Consider the following 18889-nt stretch of genomic DNA (forward strand, 5'->3'; position numbering starts at 1 on the left):
AGATAGGGGCATTTTCCCTGAGTTCAAGGTTCGGGAAGATGAAACGTATCGAGAATGAGTCTTGTCCTTGGTTGCCTGTGCCGGCCTCTTCGCGGGCTTGCCCGCTCCCACAGGTCACAAGTGTTGCGTAATAACGGTGGGAGCGGGCAAGCCCGCGAAGAGGCCGGTACAGGCTATAGAGGTGTTAAACTGCTGATCTTGTAACCTCATGCACATACCCATGGCCTACAAACCCTCCCCCGCCCAGCCGCCCTCCGCCCTGCTCCGCCAGGTGCGCCCGCTGCGCCTGCTGCTGAACCAGGCCGAACGCCTGGAACACTTGCAGCGCCTGCTGGAAAGCCAGCTGCAACCGGCCGCCCGCGAGCACTGCCATGTGGCGTCGTGGCGCGATGGCACATTGTTGCTGGTGGTAACCGACGGCCACTGGGCAACCCGCCTGCGCTATCAGCAGAAACGCTTGCTGGCGGCATTACAGGCCATGGAAGCATTCGGCAACCTCAGGCGCATCCTGTACAAGGTCCAGCCCCCGCTGGTGCCAGCCAAACGTGGCGGCCATGCCGCAGAGCTGTCGAACAACGCGGCCGAGAGCCTGCGCGATACCGCCGAGGGCATCAACGACCCCAAGCTGCGCGCGGCACTGGAAAGGCTGGCAGCTCACGCCCAGGACAAGCGCTGACACCTTCGGGACTGCTGTGCAGTCCATTCGCGGGCACGCCCGCTCCCGCAGCTCCTGCGCCGCTCCAGAGGCAGTGAGCACCCTGTGGGAGCGGGCGTACCCGCGAATGGCCGGACCTGCCGGGCAAAATGCGTCAGCCATAAAAAAGGCCACCCGAAGGTGGCCTTAATGAACTAGAGAGTGTTCGAACTTACACGGCCGCAACAGGGCGCATGTACGAGATCGGTGCCGTGCTGGCATCTTCGAAAGTGACCACTTCCCAGGCGTCTTTTTCGGCAATCAGCTTACGCAGCAGCTGGTTGTTCAACGCGTGTCCGGACTTGTAGCCCTTGAACTCGCCGATCAGGCTGTTGCCCAGCAGGTAAAGGTCGCCGATGGCGTCGAGGATCTTGTGCTTGACGAATTCGTCTTCGTAACGAAGGCCGTCTTCGTTGAGCACGCCGTCCTCATCGACCACGATGGCGTTCTCGACACTGCCACCCAGCGCAAGGTTGTGCTTGCGCAGGTACTCGATGTCACGCATGAAACCGAAGGTACGCGCGCGACTGACTTCCTTCACGAACGAGGTGCTGGAAAAGTCGACGCTGGCGCTCTGGGTCCGGTTGCGAAGCACCGGATGATCGAAGTCGATCTCGAAGCTCACCTTGAAGCCGTCGAAAGGCAGGAAAGTGGCGCGCTTGTCGCCCTCTTCCACGGTTACCTCACGCAGGATGCGGATGAACTTCTTGGCTGCGTCCTGTTCTTCCAGGCCGGCAGACTGAATCAGGAATACAAAGGGTCCGGCGCTGCCATCCATGATCGGCACTTCCGAGGCGGAGAGCTCGACGTAGGCGTTATCGATGCCCAGGCCCGCCATGGCGGAGAGCAGGTGCTCGACCGTATCGACCTTGACGTCACCGTTGACCAGCGTCGTCGACATGGTTGTCTCGCCGACGTTGGCCGCGCGCGCCGGGATTTCGACCACAGGGTCGAGGTCGGCGCGGCGGAAGACGATGCCGGTGTCAACAGGTGCAGGCTTGAGGGTCAGGTAAACCTTCTCCCCGGAGTGCAGACCGACACCTGTGGCACGGATGGTATTCTTCAGGGTGCGTTGTTTAATCATGGCATTGGCCGCTTCAGCGCAAATTGCGAACAGGTATCAACAAAGGCTGGGGATGATAACAGACCCAACCTTTGATGAATACCAATCACCTTTATACCCCTGATAAATTCCATTAATCAGCCTGACGACGCAGGAATGCCGGGATATCAAGGTAGTCCAGGTCATCCTGAGGGTTCAGTTTAGCGGCTGCAGCAGCACCTGCATGGGCCTGGTTGCGCATTACGGTCGGGCGCTCCAGGTCACGGTAGTTGACCGCAGGCTGCTCCTGGCGAACCGGCGCCGGGTTGGAAGCCTCATACACCTGCTGGGCAGTCTGCAGGGTGTTGTCGACCACCTTCACAGGCTTCTCGATGCGCGCGCCCAGGCCGGTGGCCACTACGGTCACGTGCAGCTCGTCACGCATGTCCGGGTCGATCACGGTGCCGACCTTGACCATGGCGTGGTCGGAGGCGAAGGCTTCGATGATGCTACCCACGTCGGAGTACTCACCCAGCGACAGGTCCGGGCCTGCGGTGATGTTCACCAGGATGCCGCGGGCACCCTGCAGGTTGACGTCTTCCAGCAGCGGGTTGCGGATCGCTGCCTCGGTGGCTTCACGCGCGCGGTTCGGGCCGCTGGCGCAGCCAGTACCCATCATGGCCATGCCCATTTCACCCATCACGGTACGCACGTCGGCGAAGTCGACGTTGATCATGCCTGGGCGCTTGATGATATCGGAGATACCGCGCACGGCACCGGCCAGTACGTCGTCAGCCTTGGCGAAGGCGGACAGCAGGCTGGCATCCTTGCCCAGGATGGTCAGCAGCTTCTCGTTGGGGATGGTGATCAACGAGTCGACGCTTTCGGCCAGCATGCGGATGCCTTCATCGGCGATCTGCATGCGCTTGCGGCCTTCGAACGGGAACGGACGGGTCACCACGGCAACGGTGAGAATGCCCATTTCCTTGGCCACTTCGGCGATGATCGGCGCTGCACCGGTACCGGTACCGCCGCCCATGCCAGTGGTGATGAACACCATGTTGGTGCCCTGCAGCACTTCGGCGATGCGCTCACGGTCTTCCAGCGCGGCCTGGCGGCCGACTTCCGGATTGGCACCGGCACCCAGGCCCTTGGTCACGCCAGTGCCCAATTGCAGGATGGTGCGCGCGCCGATGTTCTTCAGCGCCTGGGCATCGGTGTTGGCGCATATGAATTCCACGCCTTCGATGCTGCTCTTGACCATGTGGTTGACGGCGTTGCCGCCACCACCGCCAACACCGATCACCTTGATGACCGGGCTTTGCGGGATGTTGTCTACGAGCTCGAACATTTTCCCTCTCCTTACAGTTCTCTAGTTGTCGCGCCTACCACTACTGCTTTGAAACTTAGAAGTTGCCCTGGACCCAGCGCTTGAAGCGTTCAAGCACTGGAGCCTTCGGTTCATCGCCATAGCTGTTGCTGCTGCTGTTACCGGTCAGGGGCAGGTCTTCGGTCTGCTTCTGCAGGCCGTAGGTGAGCAAGCCCACGCCGGTGGAATAGATCGGGTTGCGAACCACGTCGCTAAGCCCACGAACGCTGTGCGGCACGCCCAGGCGTACCGGCATGTGAAAAATTTCCTCGGCCAGTTCCACCGCGCCTTCCATCTTCGCGGTGCCGCCGGTGAGGACGATGCCGGCTGGCACCAGGTCCTCGTAGCCGCTGCGACGCAGTTCGGCCTGGATCAGGGTGAAGAGCTCGTCGTAACGTGGCTCCACCACCTCGGCCAGGGCCTGGCGCGACAGCTCGCGCGGTGGGCGATCCCCCACGCTCGGCACCTTGATGGTCTCGCCGGCGCCAGCCAGTTTGGCCAGGGCGCAGGCGTAGCGGATCTTGATTTCTTCGGCGTACTGGGTAGGGGTACGCAGGGCCATGGCGATGTCGTTGGTCACCTGGTCGCCGGCAATCGGGATGACCGCGGTGTGACGAATCGCGCCTTCGGTGAAGATGGCGATGTCGGTGGTGCCACCACCGATGTCCACCAGGCACACGCCCAGCTCTTTTTCATCGTCGGTCAGCACCGAGTAGGCCGAGGCCAGCTGCTCGAGGATGATGTCGTCGATTTCCAGGCCGCAGCGGCGTACGCATTTCTCGATGTTCTGCGCCGCGTTGACCGCGCAGGTGACCACGTGGACCTTGGCTTCCAGACGTACGCCAGACATGCCCAGCGGCTCGCGCACGCCTTCCTGGTTGTCGATCACGTAGTCCTGCGGCAGGGTGTGCAGCACGCGCTGGTCGGCCGGGATGGCCACGGCCTGGGCGGCGTCGAGTACGCGCTCCAGGTCGGCCAGGCTGACCTCGCGGTCGCGGATGGCGACGATGCCATGGGAGTTCAGGCTGCGGATGTGGTTGCCGGCCACGCCGACGAAGGCCGAGTGGATGCGGCAGCCGGCCATCAGCTGCGCTTCTTCCACGGCGCGCTGGATCGACTGCACGGTGGACTCGATGTTCACCACCACGCCTTTTTTCAGGCCACGAGACGGATGGGTACCGATCCCGACGATTTCCAGGGTGCCGTCCTCGCCCACTTCGCCCACCAGCGCCACCACCTTGGAGGTGCCGATGTCCAGCCCGACGATCATTTTGCCGCTATGCGCGTTTGCCATGGTCCTGCCTCTCTCTAATTCTTCGCAACGGCGGGTTGGGCCGTCGTCGGTGCAATCGGTTCCCGCCAACCAACGGCAAGTCCGTTGGAATAACGCAGATCAATGCGGGCGATAGTGGTGATCTGGTCTTTGAGTGTCTTGTCGTATATGGCAATGAAACGGCGCATTTTCTCCACCAGATGGTCGCGCCCCAGCAGCAGCTCGATGCCCGGCCCGGCGCTGCTCGCGCCGGTAGTCAGGAACCAGCTGCCTCGCTCGCGCAGCTCCAGGCGAGCGATGGAAAAGCCCAGGGGGCGCAGCATCTGGCTCAATACCTGATACTGCTGCATTACTTGTTGCTGAGCACGCTGCGGCCCGGCCAACTGCGGCAGATGCTCGTAGTTGGCCAGCTCGCGCGGGGTGAAGGCCTGGCCCTGGTTGTTGAGCAAGGCTTCGTCCCCCCAGCGTGCTACCGGCAACTGTTCTTCCAGGCGGATCACCACCTCGTCGGGCCACACCCGACGCACTTCGGCATGGGCGATCCACGGCATCTGTTCGAGCTCCGCGCGCATCGCTGGCAGGTCGACGCTGAAGAAGCTCGCCGCCACGTAGGGCGCAATACGCTGCTGCACCGACTGCTGGCTGATGTAGCTGAGGTCGCCCTGCACGTCGATCTTGGTGATCGGCCGGTCGGCGTACGGCATCAGGCGAATGGCGCCCTCGTAGGCGCCAAACCCGGCGGCTACCAGCAGCACCGGCCACAGCAGGCGCTTGAGGCCACCCAGGCTTGGCCGCGGCAGGCGCGCCGATACGGGCTCGTCGGCCACCAGCCGACTGGCACCACGCGGCACCGGCTTGCTACGGCCGGTAACGGGTTGCTGCTGACGTATCATCGCGCCTTGCATGGTTGTTAACCTCGCGTCGCCACGCTTTCGGCCAGGATCGCCAGCACCAGTTGCTGGAAGTCCAGGCCGGCAGCGCGGGCCGCCATGGGCACCAGGCTATGATCGGTCATGCCGGGTGCGGTGTTGACTTCGAGCAGCCAGAACCGGCCCTGCTCGTCCTGCATCACGTCCAGCCGCCCCCAGCCTTCGATGCCGATGGCATCGCAGGCGCGCGCGGTCAGGTCGATCAGTTCCTGTTCCTTGACGCTGTCCAGGCCGCACGGAATGCGGTACTGGGTATCGTTGGCGATGTACTTGGCGTCGTAGTCGTAGAACACGTGCGGCGTACCCAAGGCGATCGGTGGCAGCACCTGGCCGCGCAATACCGCGACGGTGAACTCCGGGCCGTGGATCCACTGCTCCACCAGTACCTGGGAATCGTATCTGGCAGCATCCTGCCAGGCGGCGACCAGTTCCTGGGCGCTGTTCACCTTGGCCATGCCGATGCTGGAACCTTCATGGGCGGGTTTGACGATAAGCGGGAAGCCCAGTTCCGTAGCGGCCTGCAAACAATCGCTTTCGCTCGCCAGCACGGCGTGGCGCGGGGTCGGAATGCCCAGGCTCTGCCACACCTGCTTGGTGCGCAGCTTGTCCATGGCCAGTGCCGAGGCAAGGATGCCACTGCCGGTATACGGGATCCCCAGGCACTCGAGCAGGCCTTGCATGCTGCCGTCCTCACCGCCACGGCCGTGGAGGATGATGAAGGCGCGGTCGATCTTCTCGCTTTGCAGGCGGTCGAGCAGGTCGTCACCCACGTCGATGGCGACCACGTCGACACCGGCGGTAGTCAGCGCGTCAATCACCGCAGCGCCGGATTTGAGCGACACTTCACGCTCGGCACTCTTGCCGCCGTACAGCACGGCAACACGGCCGAACGCCTTGACGTCCAGGGCCGAGTGCAGCTTTTCGTAGGCGCTGGTCATTTCGACTTCTCCTGCTTGGCGCCAGCGAACAGCGGGCTTTTCATCAATTGCGGGGCCAGGCCGCCGACATCACCGGCACCCTGGCAGATCAGGATGTCGCCAGCACGCAGCAGTGGCTTGACCAGTGGCGCCAGGTCGACGCCACGTTCGATGTAGATCGGGTCCAGCTTGCCGCGCTGGCGGATGCTGTGGCACAGCTGGCGGCTGTCGGCACCAGGGATCGGCTCTTCGCCAGCCGGGTAGACTTCCATCAGCAGCAGCACGTTGGCATCGCCCAGCACCTGGACGAAATCGTCGTACAGGTCGCGGGTACGGCTGTAGCGGTGCGGCTGGTAGACGATCACCAGACGGCGGCTTGGCCAGCCACCGCGCACGGCCTTGATCACCGCAGCCACTTCGGTCGGGTGGTGGCCATAGTCGTCGACCAGCATCACGCTGCCGCCTTCGACCGGCAGTTCGCCGTACACCTGGAAGCGGCGGCCGACGCCCTGGAAGCCGGACAGGCCCTGGACGATGGCCTCGTCAGTGATGCCTTCGTCGGTGGCGATGGCGATGGTGGCCAAGGCGTTGAGCACGTTGTGGTTGCCGGGCATGTTCACCGACACCTCCAGCGGCTCGCGGTCACGGCGCAGCACGGTGAAGTGGGTCTGCATGCCCTTCTGGCGCACGTTGATGGCGCGGATGTCAGCCTCGTCGCTGAAGCCATAGGTCACGGTCGGGCGTTTGACCTGTGGCAGGATCTCGCGCACTACCGGGTCGTCCAGGCACATCACGGCCAGGCCGTAGAACGGCAGGTTGTGCAGGAACTCGACGAAGGTTTTCTTCAGTTTGTTGAAGTCACCTTCGTAGGTCGCCATGTGGTCGGCGTCGATGTTGGTGACCACGGCCACCATCGGCTGCAGGTGCAGGAAGCTGGCATCGCTTTCGTCCGCTTCGGCAATCAGGTAGCGGCTGGTGCCGAGCTGGGCATTGGTGCCGGCAGCGGTCAGGCGGCCGCCGATGACGAAGGTCGGGTCCAGGCCGCCGGCAGCGAACACCGAAGCCAGCAGGCTGGTGGTGGTGGTCTTGCCGTGGGTACCGGCAACGGCCACGCCATGGCGGTAGCGCATCAGCTCGGCGAGCATCTCGGCACGCGGCACCACCGGAATGCGCCGCTCCAGGGCGGTGGCGACTTCCGGGTTGGCCGGGTTGATGGCGCTGGACACCACCAGCACATCGGCGGTGGCGGCGTTCTCGGCGCGGTGGCCGACGAAGATCTCGGCACCGAACGATTCCAGGCGCTCGGTGACCGGCGAGGCCTTCAGGTCGGAACCGGACACTTCATAGCCCAGGTTCAGCAACACTTCGGCAATGCCGCACATGCCCACGCCGCCGATACCGACGAAGTGAATACGGCGGATACGGCCCATCTTCGGCTGGGGCATGGCTTTCTGGCTCTCAACCATGGGCCACCTCCAGGCAGATATCGACCACGGTGCTGGTTGCGGCAGGTTTGGCCAGGCGCCGTGCGGTGCCTGCCATGACGTTGAGTTTCTCGGGTTGCATCAGCACCTCGTTCAGGCGTTCAGCGAGCTGCGCTGCGCCAGTTGTCGCTTGTGGCATCAGGAAGGCAGCACCTTCCCGGGCCAGATATTGGGCGTTGTGGGTCTGGTGGTCGTCGATCGCGTGGGGCAATGGCACCAGCACCGAAGGCAGGCCTGCTGCCGCAAGCTCGCTGACGGTCAGGGCACCGGCCCGGCACACCACCATGTCGGCCCAGCCATAGGCTTGGGCCATGTCCTTGATAAAGGGCTCTACCTGCGCCTCGACACCCGCCTCGTGATAACGCTCGGCGGTGATCGGCGCGTGTTGCTTGCCAGCCTGGTGGAACACCTCTGGCCGCAGCGCGGCGGGCACCTCGGACAGGGCCTTAGGCAACAATTTGTTCAATGGTTCCGCGCCCAGGCTGCCACCGAGCACCAACAGGCGTGCACGGCGCTCGGTCAGGGGCGCACGATGCGCGTCCATGAACAGCTCCGGGCGCACCGGGTTGCCGGTGGTGCGACGTTTGTCGCTGGCCTCGAAGGTGTTCGGGAAAGCTTCGCAAACCCGTGCCGAGAGTGGCACCAGCAACCGGTTGGCAGTGCCGGCGCGGGCGTTCTGTTCATGGATCACCAGCGGTACGCCGCACAGGCGTGCGGCGACGCCGCCCGGGCCGGTCACATAGCCACCGAAGCCGACCACGCATACCGGCTTGAGCTCACGCACGATACGCCGCGCCTGCAGCACGGCCTTGACCAGGGTGAACGGCGCCTTGAGCAACGACAGCTTGCTCTTGCCGCGCAGGCCACTGACCTGGATCAGGTGCAACGGCAGGCCAGCCTGGGGCACCAGTTCATTCTCGATGCCACGCGGGGTGCCCAGCCAGTGCACGCTGTAACCACGTGCCTGGAACTCACGGGCGCAGGCCAGGGCCGGGAACACGTGGCCCCCGGTGCCGCCCGCCATGATCAGTACATTCTTGCCGTCAGCGGCCATGATTGGTCTCCTCGGCAAAATCGCTTTCGCTGAACTCGTGTTCCTCACTGCCCAGGTGCGTGCGGCTTTCCCACTCGATACGCAGCAACAGGCCCACGCAGGCACAGCAGATCACCAGCGAGCTGCCCCCGTAGCTGAGGAACGGCAGGGTCAGGCCCTTGGTCGGCAGCAGGCCGACGTTCACACCAATGTTGATCAGGAACTGGCCGATCCACAGGAACGCCAGCCCGAAGGCGACATAAGCGGCAAAGAACTGCTTGGCTTTTTCAGCCCACAGGCCGATGTACAGAGCCCGCACGGTCACGAACACGAAGAGCGCGATGGTCAGCAGCGAGCCGACCACGCCGAGTTCTTCGGCCAGTACCGAGAACACGAAGTCGGTGTGCGCTTCAGGCAGGTAGAACTGCTTTTGCACACTGTTGCCCAGGCCAACGCCCAGCCACTCGCCACGGCCGAAGGCAATCAGCGCCTGGGTCAGCTGGTAGCCCGAGCCGAACTGGTCGGACCACGGGTCGGTAAAGGTAATCAGGCGCGCCATGCGATAAGGCTGCGCCTGTACCAGAACGAACACCGCGACCACCGCCAGCACCACCATCAGGCTGAAGCGGAACAGCCCCACACCGCCCAGGAACAGCATGGCCGCCGCCGCGCCCATCATCACCACGGTGGCACCGAAGTCCGGCTCCATCAGCAACAGGGCCGCCATGGGTAGCAGCACGATGAACGGTTTGAAGAAGCCCATCCAGGTTTCGCGTACCTCGGTCTGCCGGCGTACCAGGTAGCCGGCCAGGTAGATGACCACGAACACCTTGGCAATTTCCGAGGGCTGCACGTTGAAGAAGCTGAAGCCGATCCAGCGCATGGAGCCGTTCACTTCGCGGCCGATTCCGGGCACCAGCACCAGCACCAGCAGGCCGAAGGCCCCCAGTAGCATCATGAACCCCATGCGCTGCCAGGTGGCGATCGGCACCAGCATGGTGGCGCCACAGGCGACCAGGCCGAGGAACACGTACACCAGGTGGCGGAACATGTGGTAAAGCGGGTTGCCCGACTGCACCGCAGCCACTTCCGAGGACGCCGAGGTGATCATCACCAGGCCCAGGCCCAGCAATGCCAGGCAGCCAGCGAGCATCGCGAAGTCCAGGTCGATGCCACGGCCGCTGATCAGCGGCGACGGATAGGGCTTGAGGATGCCGAAGATCATGCAAGGCCTCCCGCTGCCTGGGCGAACAGGCGCCCGCGTTCTTCGAAGTTCCTGAACATGTCGAGGCTGGCGCACGCCGGCGACAGCAGCACGGCATCACCCGCCTGGGCCAGTTCGGCGCATTGCTGCACGGCATCGTCGAGGGTTTTCACGCGGACCAGTTGCACACCATCGCCAAGGGCTTCGGCCAGGCGCTCGGCATCACGGCCAAGCAGTACCACAGCACGGCAGAAGCGCTGGACCGGCTCGCGCAGCGCAGCGAAGTCGGCGCCCTTGCCATCGCCACCGGCGATCAGCACCAGCTTGCCTTCGATATCGGCACCCAGGCCCTCGATGGCGGCCAGGGCAGCACCGACGTTGGTGGCCTTGGAATCGTCGTACCAGTTCACGCCGTTGCGCTCGCGCACCCACTGGCAGCGATGGGCCAGGCCACCGAACTCGCGCAGGGCTTCGAGCATCGGCTCGAACGGCAGGCCGGCAGCATGCCCCAGGGCCAACGCCGCCAAGGCATTGCTCTGGTTGTGGGCACCACGAATCTTCAGTTCGCGCACCGGCATCAGCGCCTGGAACTCGAATGCCAGGTATTTCTCACCGTCCACTTCGCGCAGGCCAAAGGCCTTGAAGTCTGGCTGGTTGAGGCCGAAGGTCCAGCATGGGCGGCCTTCGACCGGCAGTGGGCGGCTCAGGGCGTCCTGACGATTGACGACAACCTGTTTGGCGCCACGGAAGATCCGGTGCTTGGCCAGGTGGTAGGCCGGCAGGCCGCTGTAGCGGTCCATGTGGTCTTCGCTGATGTTCAGCACCGTGGCCACTTCGGCGTTGAGCTGGTCAGTGGTTTCCAACTGGAAGCTGGACAGTTCCAGCACGTACAGCTCGACATCATCGGCCAGCAAGTCCAGCGCCGGGGTACCGAGGTTGCCGCCCACCGCCACGCGCTTGCCGGCCTTGGCGGCCATTTCGCCAACCAGGGTGGTGACGGTGCTCTTGGCGTTGGAGCCGCTGATGGCAATGATCGGGGCCTTGGCGTAGCGGGCGAACAGTTCGATGTCACCGGACAGCTTCACGCCACGCGCGGCCGCCTGCTGCAGGGCCGGGGTGGCCAGGGCCAGGCCGGGGCTTACGTACAGCTCGTTAGCGCGGCACAGGAAGTCCACGTCCAGTTCACCACAGCGCACTTCCACCTGCGGGTAATCACGGCGCAGGGTGTCCAGTTCCGGCGGTTGCTCGCGGGTGTCGGCGACCGCAAAGGCAACGCCCCGGCTCGCCAGGAAGCGAACCAGGGACATGCCGCTCTTGCCGAGGCCGACAACGATGCGGAATTGGTCGGAAGCGATCAAAGACACGCTCATCTACCTCAGTTTCAGGGTTGCAAGGCCGATCAGCACCAGGATCACGGTGATGATCCAGAAACGGACGATCACCCGTGGCTCTGGCCAGCCCTTGAGTTCAAAGTGGTGGTGGATCGGCGCCATGCGGAACACGCGCTTGCCGGTCAGCTTGAAGGAGGCAACCTGGATCACCACCGACAGGGTTTCCATGACGAACACGCCGCCCATGATGAACAGCACGATTTCCTGGCGAACGATCACGGCGATGGTGCCCAGCGCGGCGCCCAACGCCAGTGCGCCAACGTCACCCATGAACACCTGCGCCGGGTAGGTGTTGAACCACAGGAAGCCCAGGCCGGCACCGATCAGCGCGCCGCAGAACACGATCAGCTCGCCCGAGCCCGGCACATAGGGGATCAGCAGGTATTCGGCGAACTTCACGTTGCCCGACAGGTAGCAGAAGATGCCCAGGGCACCACCGACCATCACCGTCGGCATGATCGCCAGGCCGTCGAGGCCGTCGGTAAGGTTGACCGCGTTGCTCGAGCCGACAATGACGAAGTAGGTCAGCACGACGAAGCCGATGCCCAGCGGAATGGTGACATCCTTGACGAACGGCAGGATCAGCGTGGTTTCGACGCTGGTCGGTGCGGTCTTGTACAGGAAGATGGCGGCTGCCAGGCCGAACACCGACTGCCAGAAGTACTTCCAGCGGCTTGGCAGGCCGCGCGAGTTCTTTTCGATCACCTTGCGGTAGTCGTCGACCCAGCCGATGGCACCGAATGCCAGGGTAACGATCAGCACCACCCACACGTAGCGGTTGGTCAGGTCGGCCCACAGCAGGGTGCTGACGGCGATGGCTGACAGGATCAGCGCCCCGCCCATGGTCGGGGTGCCGGACTTGGACAGGTGCGATTGCGGGCCGTCGTTACGCACGGCCTGGCCGATCTGGCGGATTTGCAGGGTACGGATCATCCACGGCCCCAGCCACAGCGCCAGGGACAACGCGGTCAGCACACCCAGAATCCCGCGCAGGGACAGGTACTGGAAGACCGCGAAGCCTTTGTGGAACTGTTGCAGATACTCGGCCAACAGCAGCAGCATTAATGTTTCTCCCCGCTGGCACCGCACAATGCCGCCACGACGTTTTCCATCGCAGCGCTGCGCGAGCCCTTGATCAAGATAGTGGTGTCGCTGGCATTCTCGGCGCCAACCGCGTCGATCAGTTCAGCTTGAGTAGCGAAATGGTGGCCATTGGCGCCGAACGCCTTGACCGCGTGTGTCATGTTGGTGCCCACCGCGTACAGGGCGTCTACCTTGCCACGCGCGTAGTCACCCACCTGACGGTGGCCTTCCTCCGCCCATTGCCCCAGTTCGCCGATATCCCCAAGCACCAGAACGGTGCGTCCGGAAAAGCCGGCGAGTATATCAATGGCCGCGCACATGGAGGTGGGATTTGCATTGTAACTGTCATCGATTACCCGCAGGCCGTTCGGCGCGATCTGCGCCACGGTACGGCCCTTGACCGGTTGCACGGCAGCCAGGCCGGCGGCGATGCCGCTCAGGCTCAGACCAACGGCATGGGCAGCGGCGGCGGCGGCCAGGGCGTTGCTGACGTTATGCGTACCCAGCAGGTTCAACTGCACCGGCACCTTGCCATCAGGCCCATGCAGGTTGAACGACGGGCAGCCACGGGCATCACGGCCGATGTCACTGGCATGGAAGTCGGCCTGCGGGTTGTCCAGGGCAAAGCTGAGGATGCGGTGGTTGCCGGCACGTTTGCGCCAGATATCGAAGGCCTTGTCGGCCAGGTTGAGGATGGCAGTGCCGCCCTCGCCCAAGCCTTCGAGAATCTCGCCCTTGGCTTCGACGATCTTTTCCGGGCCGCCGAACTCGCCAACGTGGGCGGTACCGGCGTTGTTGATGATGACCACCTGAGGCCGGGTCAGGCCGACGGTGTAGCGGATCTCGCCAATGCGCGAGGCGCCCAGCTCGATCACCGCGGCGCTGTGCTCTGGGGCGATCTCCAGCAGGGTCAGTGGCGCGCCGAGGTCGTTGTTCAGGTTGCCGCGGGTGGCGTGCACCGGGCCACGGGTACGCAGGATGCTGGCGAGCATCTCCTTGACCGTGGTCTTGCCGCTGGAACCGGTGATGGCCACCACCGGCTTGTCGAAGGCAGCACGGTTCAGCGCGCCAAGCTGGCCGAGGGCCAGGCGGCAATCGGCCACCAACAGCTGCGGCAGGTCGACATCGGCCACTTCACGCTCGACCAGGGCCGCGACAGCGCCCTTGGCCTTTACATCGGCCAGGTAGTCGTGGCCATCGAAGCGCGGGCCGGCCAGGGCAACGAACAGCTGCCCGGCGCCAACGCTGCGGCTGTCGATGCTGACGCCGGTAAACGTGGCGTCGGCACCGACTTGTTGACCACTCAGTGCTGTGGTCAGCTGGCTGAGTGACATCGGCTTAAGCATGTGGAGCCTCCCAGGCTGCAAGTGCCTTTTCGGCCTCGGTCAGATCGGAGAAGTCATGGCGCTCGCCATTGATCTCCTGGTAATCCTCGTGCCCCTTGCCGGCCAGCACGATCACATCGTTGGCAGCGGCGGTAGCGATCAGATGCGCGATGGCTTCGCCACGACCGGCAACGAACTCGACTTTGGCAGGCTTGGTGAAGCCCGGGCGGATGTCGTCAAAGATGCGCAGCGGGTCTTCAGTACGCGGGTTGTCGTCGGTGACCAGCACGCGGTCAGCCAGGCGCTCGGCCACTTCGGCCATCAGCGGGCGCTTGCCGCGGTCACGGTCGCCGCCGCAGCCGAACAGGCACAGCAACTTGCCGTGGGCGTGCGGGCGCAGGGCTTCGAGTACTTTTTCCAGGGCGTCCGGTGTGTGTGCGTAGTCGACCACCACCAGCGGCTTGTCACCGCCTCCCAGGCGCTGCATGCGGCCGACCGGCCCCTGCAGCTGTGGGGTGACCTTGAGGATTTCATCCAGCGCATAGTCCAGCGCCAGCAGGGTCGCCACGGCGGCGAGCATGTTGCTCAGGTTGAAGCGGCCCAGCAACTGGCTGCGCAGGGTACGTTCACCCTGGGCAGTGACCAGGGTGGCGCGCACGCCATCGTCATTGAACACGGCCTCACGGCAGAACAGCGAGGCCTCCGGGTTCTCCAGGCTATAGCTGAGCAACCGGGTCTCGATATGGTCGGAAGTTGGGCGGCGGGCAAAGTCGGCAGCCAGGCGACGGCCGAAGTCGTCATCCAGGTTGACCACCTGGCAACGCAGGCTCGGCCAGGTGAACAGCTTGGCCTTGGCGGCCTCGTAGGCCTCCATGCTGCCGTGGTAGTCCAGATGGTCGCGGGACAGGTTGGTCATGACCGCGATGTCGAACTCCAGCGCGGCGACACGCCCCTGCTCCAGGGCATGTGAGGAAACCTCCATGGCCACGGCCTTGGCGCCGCCTTTCCTGAGGTCGTTGAGGGTCGACTGCACGGCGATCGGGTCGGGCGTGGTCAGGCGGCCACTCTGCAACTCACCATAGAAGCCGGTACCCAGGGTGCCGATCAGGCCACAACGCTGGCCAAGCAAGTCCAGCGCCTGGGCCACCAGCTGGGTGACGCTGGTCTTGCCGTTGGTGCCGGTCACGCCCACCAGGTTCAGTTGGCGGCTCGGTTCGCCATAGAAGCGACCTGCGATATCCGAAAGCTGGGCGATCAGGCCCTTGACCGGGATGAGCGGCACATCGGTGATTGGCAACACGCTCGCGCCCTGTTCTTCATAGGCCACGGCGGCGGCACCACGGGCCAGGGCATCGGCGATATGCTCGCGGCCATCGACCTTGGCGCCCGGCACGGCCAGGAACAGGTCGCCCGGGCGCACGTTGCGGCTGTCCAGGGTCAGTTCACGAATCAGCGGGTCACGGCTGGCGTGAGCGAAAAGCTTGCTCAATGGCATTGTCATCATCCACGCCCTCCCTTGGCGGTTGCTGCTGCATTGACTTGCGATTGTTCAACGGGTGCTGGTGGCGGCAGGTTGTCTGGCGGCACATTCATCAGGCGCAGGGTGCCGGACATGACCTTGCTGAACACCGGCGCCGAAACCAGGCCACCGAAGTAGCCGCCCTTGCCTGGTTCGTCGATGACCACGACGATGGCGTAGCGCGGGTCGCTCATCGGCCCGAAGCCGGCGAACAGCGAGCGGTAGGCGTTTTCGGTGTAGCCCTTGGACCCCACGGTGGCCTTACGCGCGGTACCGGACTTGCCGGCCACGTGGTAGAACGGCACCTGGGCGCGGAACACGCCACGCGGTGCTTCGATCACCTGCTGCAGCATGCCCTGGACGGTTTCGGCGGTTTCCTTCGGAATGGCCTGCACGGCTTCCGGGGCCTTGTCGACCTTGAGGATCGACAGCGGCACCATCTTGCCGTCGTTGGCCAGCGCCGCGTAGGCATGCACCAGCTGCAGGGCGGTCACCGACACGCCATAGCCATAGGACAGGGTCGCGGTCTCGGCCTTGCGCCACTCGCGGTGGTTTGGCAGGTTGCCGACGCGCTCGCCGGGGAAGCCAAGGCCGGTGTACTGGCCCAGGCCGACCTGGGACATGACCCGGTAGATGGCCTCACCACCGATGTCGAAGGCGATCTTGCTCATGCCGACGTTACTGGAGTTGATCAGGATGCCGGTCAGGTCGAGGATCGGGCCCTCGCTCTTGGACACGTCCTTGATGGTGTAGCGGCCGATCTGCAGGCTGCCGGGGTACACCTCGACCTTGTCGGTCGGCTTCCAGCGGCCACTCTGCAGCGCCGCGCTCATGGAGATCGGCTTGACCGTGGAGCCTGGCTCGAACACGTCGATGATCGCGCGGTTGCGCATGGCGGCCGGGAACATGCTGCGGCGGTTGTTGGGGTTGTAGGTCGGCTGGTTGACCATGGCCAGAACCTCACCGGTCTTGACGTCCATGATCACCAGGCTGCCGGCCTTGGCGTCCTGTTCGGCAATGGCGTTGCGCAGTTCGCGGGTGGCCAGGTACTGCAGGCGCAGGTCTATCGACAACGCCAAGGTCTTCCCTGCCTTGGCGTTCTTGGTTACCTGAATGTCCTTGATCAGCCGGCCGCGCCGGTCCTTGATCACCTGCCGCTTGCCGGGTACACCGGCAAGCCACTCGTCATAGGCCAGTTCCACCCCTTCGCGACCGTGGTCATCGAGGTCGGTAAAGCCGACCATGTGCGCGGTGACATCACCGGCCGGGTAGAAGCGGCGGAATTCTTCCAGGCCGTATACACCCGGCACTTTCAGGTCGAGCACATGCTGGCCCTGCTCCGGGGTCAGGCCGCGGACCAGGTAGATGAACTCTTTGCTGGCCTGCTGGGTCAGGCGCTCGGTCAGTTGCTGCGGGTTCTGCCCCAGCGCGGCGGCCAGTTGTGGCCAGCGGTCTTTGGAGGCCTGCATTTCCTTGGGGTTGGCCCACAGGGTGGTGACCGGGGTGCTGACCGCCAGCGGTTCGCCGTTACGGTCGGTGATCAGGCCGCGGTGCGCAGGGATAGGGATGTGACGCAGGCTGCGCGCATCGCCCTGGCCCTTGAGGAAGTCACGGTCGACCACCTGCAGGTCGATGATACGCCAGCAGATGGCACCAACCATCAACGCCAGCAAGCCGATCACCACGCGGAAGCGCCACGGGTAGAGTGCGCCTTCGAGCTTCATCATGGCGCCACCATCCGTACTTCGTCAGCCGAAGGTACGCGCATCTTCAATTGCTCGGAGGCCAGGTTTTCGATGCGGCTGGCGGCGGTCCAGGTGCTTTGTTCGAGGATCAGCCGGCCCCACTCGGCCTGGGCCTTGTCGCGCTCGTTCAACTCGCCGTACAGGGTATTGAGCAACTGACGGTTCCAGTGCGCGCTGTAGGACACGGCGATGGCCGAAATCAGCACGGCAACGAACAGCAGAAGCATCAGGAAGCTTCCGCCTGGCAAGGGTTTGGCAAACAGCCTGCTCACCGCAGTTTCTCCGCCACGCGCATCACGGCGCTACGCGACCGTGGGTTGGCCTTGAGCTCGGCTTCGGAGGCGAACTGGGCCTTGCCGATGAGTTTGATTTTCGGCTCGAAGACCTTGTGCTGAACCGGCAGGTTGCGCGGCAGGTTGTCAGCCTCTCCCTTGGCCAGCTTGCGCATGAACAGTTTGACGATGCGGTCTTCCAGCGAGTGGAAGCTGATCACCGCCAGGCGGCCGCCCACTTCCAGTGCATCGATCGCGGCTTCGAGGCCCGCCTCGAGGTCACCCAGTTCGTTGTTGACGTGAATGCGCAGGCCCTGGAAGGCGCGGGTCGCCGGGTTCTTGCCCTTCTCCCAGGCCGGGTTGGCCACCTTCAGCACCTCGGCGAGGTCGCCGGTGCGGGTGAACGGTTGCTGTTCGCGGCGCTGCACCACGGCGCGGGCCATGCGCTTGGCGAAACGCTCTTCGCCGTACTCCTTGAACACGCGGGCGATTTCCTCTTCAGGCGCAGTGGCGATGAACTCGGCGGCGCTGATGCCCTGGTCCGGGTTCATGCGCATGTCCAGCGGGCCATCATTGAGGAAGCTGAAGCCCCGCTCAGGGTCATCCAGTTGCGGCGAGGACACGCCCAGGTCCAGCAGTACGCCGCTGACCTTGCCATCCAGGCCGCGCTCGGCCACTTCCGCGCCCAGCTCGGCAAAGCTGCGCTGCACAATGACAAAGCGGCCGTCTTCGGCCGCCAGCGCTTGCCCCGTGGCAATCGCCTGTGGATCTTTGTCGAAGCCCAGCAGCCGCCCTTGCGGCCCAAGCTTGCTGAGAATCAGCCGGCTGTGCCCGCCACGGCCGAAGGTGCCGTCCAGATAGCAACCGTCGGCGCGCAGGGCCAATGCCTCGACAGCTTCGTCGAGCAGGACGGTAATGTGGTTGAAGCCGCTATCTATGGTCACAGGATCAGGTCACGCAATTCGTCGGGCATGGCGCCCGGTTGTTGAATAGCTGCAAGGTCGGCTGCCGAAACCGCGTTCCAGGCATCCTCATCCCACAGCTGGAATTTGTTCAGCTGCCCCACCAGCATCGCCTTCTTGTCGAGCTTGGCGTACTCACGCAGACGGGGCGGCACCAGGAAACGCCCACTGCCATCGAGCTCCAGGTCAACCGCATTACCGATCAGCAAACGCTGCAGGCGGCGGTTTTCCTCACGCAACGATGGCAAGGCACGCAACTTGGCTTCTATCTGTTCCCACTCATCGAGGGGATAAACACACAAGCAGGGGTCAACGGCGTCGATGGTCACGATCAGCTGACCATTGCAACGCGAATCGAGCTCGTCACGGTACCGGCTCGGCATGGCGAGACGGCCCTTGGCATCGAGGCTGACGGCGTTGGCTCCGCGGAACACGGCTGCGATTCCCCACAATGTTAGCTTTTTTGTGCCAGAAAACCCACTTCATCCCACTTTCTGCCACTTGCGCACACTATAGGAATCCGCCCGCAGCACCGTCAAGGCACGTTCGGAAGGAAAAGCCTTACAGGACCGAGATTTAGCGTAATAAGGGAATGCGGAAGGATTACCAAGGAGAAAAAAACACGAGAAAAATCAAACCCACGCAAG

At 64.0% G+C, this 18889-nt stretch carries 17 protein-coding genes; 1 reads left to right on the plus strand and 16 read right to left on the minus strand.

The annotated features are described in order from the left end of the window. The first annotated feature begins 220 nt into the window (after positions 1 to 220). Positions 221 to 676 (plus strand): DUF721 domain-containing protein, encoded by a 456-nt coding sequence (locus A4C63_RS14770; protein ID WP_063913301.1) that lies wholly within the window; start codon positions 221 to 223, stop codon positions 674 to 676. 190 nt (positions 677 to 866) lie between these two features. Here the strand turns inward: A4C63_RS14770 and lpxC are convergent, their stop codons facing one another. The 16 genes from lpxC to mraZ all read right to left on the minus strand — a co-directional run bounded on the left by lpxC (position 867) and on the right by mraZ (position 18676). Then, positions 867 to 1778 carry a UDP-3-O-acyl-N-acetylglucosamine deacetylase gene (lpxC, locus tag A4C63_RS14775; RefSeq protein ID WP_063913302.1) on the minus strand — a complete coding sequence of 304 codons (912 nt, stop codon included), beginning with the start codon at positions 1776 to 1778 and terminating at the stop codon, positions 867 to 869. Between the two features lie 112 nt (positions 1779 to 1890). Beyond that, a complete protein-coding gene (gene ftsZ / locus A4C63_RS14780; protein ID WP_063913303.1) occupies positions 1891 to 3087 on the minus strand; it encodes a cell division protein FtsZ in 1197 nt (398 codons plus the stop codon). A 55-nt stretch (positions 3088 to 3142) separates the two neighbouring features. After that, positions 3143 to 4399 carry a cell division protein FtsA gene (gene ftsA / locus A4C63_RS14785; protein WP_051098537.1) on the minus strand — a complete coding sequence of 419 codons (1257 nt, stop codon included), beginning with the start codon at positions 4397 to 4399 and terminating at the stop codon, positions 3143 to 3145. Between the two features lie 14 nt (positions 4400 to 4413). Continuing rightward, positions 4414 to 5283, minus strand: coding sequence for a cell division protein FtsQ/DivIB (locus A4C63_RS14790; protein ID WP_012274056.1), 870 nt, complete (start codon positions 5281 to 5283; stop codon positions 4414 to 4416). Between the two features lie 5 nt (positions 5284 to 5288). After that, on the minus strand, positions 5289 to 6245 hold the full coding sequence (locus A4C63_RS14795) for a D-alanine--D-alanine ligase (protein ID WP_063913304.1): 957 nt from the start codon (positions 6243 to 6245) through the stop codon (positions 5289 to 5291). Further along, positions 6242 to 7690: a UDP-N-acetylmuramate--L-alanine ligase gene (murC, locus tag A4C63_RS14800; RefSeq protein WP_063913305.1), complete on the minus strand. Its 1449-nt coding sequence runs from the start codon at positions 7688 to 7690 to the stop codon at positions 6242 to 6244. The genes A4C63_RS14795 and murC overlap by 4 nt, the downstream gene beginning before the upstream one ends. Continuing rightward, positions 7683 to 8762, minus strand: a complete 1080-nt coding sequence (murG, locus tag A4C63_RS14805) for an undecaprenyldiphospho-muramoylpentapeptide beta-N-acetylglucosaminyltransferase (protein ID WP_063913306.1) — start codon at positions 8760 to 8762, stop codon at positions 7683 to 7685. The genes murC and murG overlap by 8 nt, the downstream gene beginning before the upstream one ends. Continuing rightward, positions 8752 to 9966 (minus strand): putative lipid II flippase FtsW, encoded by a 1215-nt coding sequence (gene ftsW, locus A4C63_RS14810; RefSeq protein WP_063913307.1) that lies wholly within the window; start codon positions 9964 to 9966, stop codon positions 8752 to 8754. Before ftsW ends, murG begins: the two co-directional genes overlap by 11 nt. Further along, positions 9963 to 11309 (minus strand): UDP-N-acetylmuramoyl-L-alanine--D-glutamate ligase, encoded by a 1347-nt coding sequence (gene murD, locus A4C63_RS14815; protein WP_063913445.1) that lies wholly within the window; start codon positions 11307 to 11309, stop codon positions 9963 to 9965. The genes ftsW and murD overlap by 4 nt, the downstream gene beginning before the upstream one ends. Positions 11310 to 11315: 6 nt before the next feature. Further along, positions 11316 to 12398, minus strand: a complete 1083-nt coding sequence (gene mraY, locus A4C63_RS14820) for a phospho-N-acetylmuramoyl-pentapeptide-transferase (RefSeq protein WP_063913308.1) — start codon at positions 12396 to 12398, stop codon at positions 11316 to 11318. After that, on the minus strand, positions 12398 to 13765 hold the full coding sequence (gene murF / locus A4C63_RS14825) for a UDP-N-acetylmuramoyl-tripeptide--D-alanyl-D-alanine ligase (RefSeq protein WP_063913309.1): 1368 nt from the start codon (positions 13763 to 13765) through the stop codon (positions 12398 to 12400). The genes mraY and murF overlap by 1 nt, the downstream gene beginning before the upstream one ends. Continuing rightward, positions 13758 to 15248 (minus strand): UDP-N-acetylmuramoyl-L-alanyl-D-glutamate--2,6-diaminopimelate ligase, encoded by a 1491-nt coding sequence (murE, locus tag A4C63_RS14830; protein WP_172827526.1) that lies wholly within the window; start codon positions 15246 to 15248, stop codon positions 13758 to 13760. Before murE ends, murF begins: the two co-directional genes overlap by 8 nt. Beyond that, a complete protein-coding gene (locus tag A4C63_RS14835; RefSeq protein WP_172827529.1) occupies positions 15245 to 16987 on the minus strand; it encodes a penicillin-binding protein 2 in 1743 nt (580 codons plus the stop codon). Before A4C63_RS14835 ends, murE begins: the two co-directional genes overlap by 4 nt. Next, positions 16987 to 17280 (minus strand): cell division protein FtsL, encoded by a 294-nt coding sequence (gene ftsL, locus A4C63_RS14840; RefSeq protein ID WP_025340552.1) that lies wholly within the window; start codon positions 17278 to 17280, stop codon positions 16987 to 16989. The genes A4C63_RS14835 and ftsL overlap by 1 nt, the downstream gene beginning before the upstream one ends. Next, entirely contained in the window at positions 17277 to 18224 is a 948-nt protein-coding gene (gene rsmH / locus A4C63_RS14845) for a 16S rRNA (cytosine(1402)-N(4))-methyltransferase RsmH (protein ID WP_063913311.1), read from the minus strand. Before rsmH ends, ftsL begins: the two co-directional genes overlap by 4 nt. Then, on the minus strand, positions 18221 to 18676 hold the full coding sequence (gene mraZ, locus A4C63_RS14850) for a division/cell wall cluster transcriptional repressor MraZ (RefSeq protein WP_004575120.1): 456 nt from the start codon (positions 18674 to 18676) through the stop codon (positions 18221 to 18223). The genes rsmH and mraZ overlap by 4 nt, the downstream gene beginning before the upstream one ends. Positions 18677 to 18889 lie beyond the last annotated feature (213 nt).

It is taken from the genome of Pseudomonas sp. p21 (genome assembly GCF_001642705.1).
Classification (GTDB): domain Bacteria; phylum Pseudomonadota; class Gammaproteobacteria; order Pseudomonadales; family Pseudomonadaceae; genus Aquipseudomonas.